The sequence below is a fragment of the Streptomyces sp. ADMS genome, from assembly GCF_033441795.1.
In the GTDB taxonomy this organism is placed as follows: domain Bacteria; phylum Actinomycetota; class Actinomycetes; order Streptomycetales; family Streptomycetaceae; genus Streptomyces.
Window position 1 is genome coordinate 1 of the sequence record NZ_JAVFVX010000236.1, and the last position, 4,015, is coordinate 4,015.

Sequence of the window (4,015 nt, forward strand, 5' to 3'; positions counted from 1 at the left end):
GCTGGCCACCGCCGCCCAGGAGGGCGTCGGCGACGCACGCCAGTTGGAACAGCTCGTCGCCCGTGCCGTGGCGAACTGGGCCTTCCGTACCCACCGCCGCAGGCCCCTCATCATCCCCGTCATCATCGACGCCTGACCTGGCCGCCACCCCAACTCCCCCGCTCCCACACCGGGGCGGAGTATGCGTCACCACGGCGCCAACAGCCCCGAGCGTCCACGAACGTCAGAAAGGTGACCGGATGGGCCTGCGCTTCGAGGAGATCGACTGGCAACCGACGCCCATCGGCGAGATCAGTCTGCGCCGGCGCCGCCACCCGGTCTCGGGGGATGACGTGTACGAGGTGAAGGACGAGGACTGGCCCCGCCGCTTCCTGGCCACCCGTCGCCTCGCCGCCGGCCACAGTGGCCTGCGCAGGCACAGTCTGGTCATGGCCAGCCATCACCAGGAGCAGATCGTCGAGCAGCTCGAAGCCAAGCTCGGACGGAACGGCCGCGAAGACGTACGCCTCCGTCTGCTCGGCGAGATCGCCTTCGGCGCCTACCGCGTCGGCGCGAAGAACTGGACCGCCGGCCGCGGTAAAGGCGCCGGCAGCCGCGGCAGAGGCGGCCGAGCGATACTCACCGCCCGCGTGACCGAGGCATTCGCCGGCGTCCCCGACGCGATCACCCTGACCTCCGACCGACGCCGCCGACGTTCACACGCACGACGGCGCCGCAAAGGGCTCCCCGGGTCCAGGCACCCGAAGGGTGACGCGACGAGGGCTCCGGCGGAGGCGGTCCATCGGCGCGCCCGTCGCCGGGCCGCCGCGGGGGACCTGAACTGGTGCGCGTACTTCGCTCTCACCCGGCTCTTCAGCACCGCGGGGCCTCGTCTTCCGGATGTGGGGAGCCGAATTGCCGGGGCTGCGCACCGGACTGGCCCGTCCACGGCTGGGTCCGCCGACCGAACCAGTCGGTCAGGGCTGCGCCGCCCTGCAGTCCCAGGCTCAGGAACAGCAGGTGGGGTGTGGTCGCGGAGCGCAGGAGGTCGGCTGCCTCACCGGGCATGCCCGCCAGTTCGGCCACCGGCGGCACCATGCCGCCCACGTACAGCACCAGCACGGAGACCCCCTGTACTCGGATCCGCGCCGGGGACCACCGCGTGCGGGCCCTCTTCGGTGCCCAGCCACGGAGCATGGCGATGCCGAGAGGCAGCAGTACCACAGTGAACAGGCCGACCCAGCACCACAGGAAAACCACCACGTCCCGCTCCCTTCCGCGCTTCCTTCCGCGCGAAGTCTGCCCCCGCGCACGGTCCGGCGTCGCTGCCCGAATCCGGAAGACTTCGCGCGGCCGGACTGCGCGGATACCGCAGCCCGCCACCGGACCGACTCACCTGGTCCGTCGCGGACCGGGCCCGGCTTGACGGGCCCGGTCCAGTTCGGCGGCAAGAACAGGAACAGGACGGCGAAGAGAGAACACGACGAGCCCGTCGGGCCAGGCCGGAAGGCCGGCCGGCGTCGCCGCCGTTCACGAACTCGGCTACGTGACTCAGCAGTTCCCCCAGGCCGCGGCCAGGGCCTCGGGAATCTGTGGGACGTCGCGGCAGCCGTGCGGCCCACGGGGGGAGCCGTCACTGGCGAGGTAGCTCCAACTGTTCGCGGACGTACCGCGGAAGTACTTGGCGGCGCTGCCCTCGTCCTGCATGCCCACGAGTTGCTCGTATGTCGCACCGGAGGTGGACTCGAACCGGGTGGCTGCGTAGCGGACGCCGCCGCACTGACCGTAGAAGAACTGCCCCGGCACCGGCTGGATGTGGGCGAAGCGGGGAAAACTGCGCCGGTATGCCGCCGTCACCGCGGACTGGCCGCCTTGTTCCGGCCGCGGGAGCGACACTCGCGCCAGAGCGGCTCTCCGGCTGTCGCATGGTCCGCGGCGTCCGCGATGCCCTTCGTGCCCGGTCGTCACCGGGCACGAAGGGCTCGCGGTCAGCGGGCGGCGACGGCGGCGATGAGGCGCTGCTCGGCGTCCTCGCCCGCCGTCACCTTGGGCAGGCGCCACAGGAAGAACGCGCCGGCCAGCCACCACGCGCCGACGATCACCCACTCCGAGGGCCAGATGAGGGCCGCGGGCATGCCGGGCAGGTAGAGCACACCGAGCCCCAGGCTGAACACCAGCGCGGCGACACCGACGGCCGGTCCGGCCGGGGTGCGGAACGGGCGCTCCATGTTCGGCTCCCGGCGGCGCAGCACCAGGAAGGACAGCACCACGACGACGTAGGCGACGACGATGTTGATGCCGCCCGCGTCGACCAGCCAGACCAGCATCCCCCGCCCGAAGAACGGGGCCAGTACCGAGAGGGCGCCGATGAAGATCACGGCGTTGGCCGGGGTGCGGTACTTCGGGTGCATTTTGCCGAACCAGGCGGGGATCATACGGGACTCGGCCATGGCGTAGAGCAGTCGGCTGCCGCCGATGAGGAAGGCGTTCCAGCTCGTCAGGATGCCCGCGATACCACCGATGACCAGGAGGTTGCCCATGGCCTCGCTGTTCCACAGGGCGGCCATGGCGTCGGCGGCGGCGAGGTTGGACTCGGCGAGGGCGGAGGCGCTGAGACCGGAGCCCACGGTCAGCATGATCATCACGTACCACGCGGTGGCGCAGAGCACGGAGATCACCAGGAGCCTGCCCACCTGGCGGTACGGGAGCTTGATCTCGCCGGCCGACTGCGGAATCACGTCGAAGCCCACAAAGAGGAACGGCACGGCGACCAGCACCGTGAAGATCCCGTCCATGCCCCCGCTGACCATCGGCTCCATGTTGGCGGCGGAACCGCCCTTGAGGGCTCCGACGAGCAGCGCGGCGCCCGCGCAGAGCAGGAACAGCACCGCGATGGTCTGGAACACCGCCGCGGGACGTATGCCGATGTAGTTCACAACCGTGACGGCGATCGCCGCGATCACACCTACGGCGACCCAGCTCGCGTAGACGTCGTAGTCGGCGATCGTCCACATGTGGCCCACGAGCATGTCGGGGAAGAGGTTGACCATGCTGTGCGGCAGGGCGACGGCCTCGAACGCCGCGACCGACACATAGCCGAGGACCATGGCCCAGGAGGCCACGAAGGCGCCCCGGCCGCCGAGCGCCCGCAGCGCGTAGTGGTGCTCACCGCCTGCGTGCGGCATGGCCGAGACCAGCTCCGCGTAGGTGAGCCCGACGAGCGTGACGACCACGCCGCCGATGGTGATGGCCAGGGCCGCGCCCACCGGCCCGGCGTCACCGATGAAGTCGGAGGTGAGAACGATCCAGCCGAAACCGATCATGGCCCCGAAGGCCAGTGCCAGAACGTCTCCTCTGCCGAGCACTCTGAGGAATCCGCCGCTGTTGTCCGTCATTTGCCGATCCTGTCTCTCTGGGGGCTTCACGCGTCAGGGAGACAGCAGTGGACCGGATGTCAGGACATGAACACCACGATCAGGATGTACAAGTTTCATCGTATACATGTCCAGAACGATGGGATGCCTGGTCAGCCGCTTGGCGCTACCAGGTGCGCCGCACAACGGAAACCCCGGGGACCTTACTCCGCAACACGCGCGGCACTCGGCTGACCGGGCTTCACGACGTACCCGGTCCGGCAGTGTCGCGGGCCGGAAAACGGCCGCACACCGCACAAGCGGGTGCAGCCCGGCTGATGGCACGATTCCGCGCACCGGTGATCGCCGCAGTCCCCGGTCGGCGCAGCTTGCCACCCGGCTTGGGGATCATGCCGGCTTGGGGATCATACGAAGCGCCGGTCTCGGGGGCTTCCGGTGTGCGGGTCGCGCCGGCGGGTACGCCGTCCGCCGTCAGCGAGGCTGGTGGGACGGAAGGGCACCGGGGGTGACGCCCTCGGCCTTGGCTGCTTCGGCGAGGGCCTCGGCAGCGGCTTCGGCGGCCTGGGCCTTGTCGTTGGCGGCCTGGGCAACCATGTCGTCCGAAGGTTTCTCGCGGGTGGCCGGCGACTGGGGCAGCACCTCGGTGAAGGCGCGGGACACGC

General features: G+C 70.2%; 4 protein-coding genes and 1 pseudogene. 1 reads left to right on the forward strand and 4 read right to left on the reverse strand.

Annotation, left to right across the window (positions count from 1 at the left end; translation table 11 throughout):
• The coding region (locus tag RB628_RS39650; RefSeq protein ID WP_318325505.1) for a hypothetical protein at positions 1 to 136 on the forward strand (136 nt) is incomplete at its 5' end.
• A gap of 716 nt (positions 137 to 852) precedes the next feature.
• On the opposite strand, the gene RB628_RS39660 is transcribed toward RB628_RS39650, so the two are convergent.
• The 4 genes and pseudogenes from RB628_RS39660 to RB628_RS39675 all read right to left on the reverse strand — a co-directional run.
• The gene (locus RB628_RS39660) at positions 853 to 1,242 is read right to left on the reverse strand and encodes a hypothetical protein (protein WP_318325506.1); all 390 of its coding nucleotides are present in this window, start codon (positions 1,240 to 1,242) and stop codon (positions 853 to 855) included.
• Positions 1,243 to 1,530: 288 nt separating this feature from the next.
• The gene (locus RB628_RS39665) at positions 1,531 to 1,836 is read right to left on the reverse strand and encodes a hypothetical protein (RefSeq protein WP_318325503.1); all 306 of its coding nucleotides are present in this window, start codon (positions 1,834 to 1,836) and stop codon (positions 1,531 to 1,533) included.
• 131 nt (positions 1,837 to 1,967) lie between these two features.
• Positions 1,968 to 3,374 carry an APC family permease gene (locus RB628_RS39670; RefSeq protein ID WP_318325504.1) on the reverse strand — a complete coding sequence of 469 codons (1,407 nt, stop codon included), beginning with the start codon at positions 3,372 to 3,374 and terminating at the stop codon, positions 1,968 to 1,970.
• 450 nt (positions 3,375 to 3,824) lie between these two features.
• Positions 3,825 to 4,015 (reverse strand): annotated as a pseudogene (locus RB628_RS39675) (SPFH/Band 7/PHB domain protein); the annotation flags it as partial.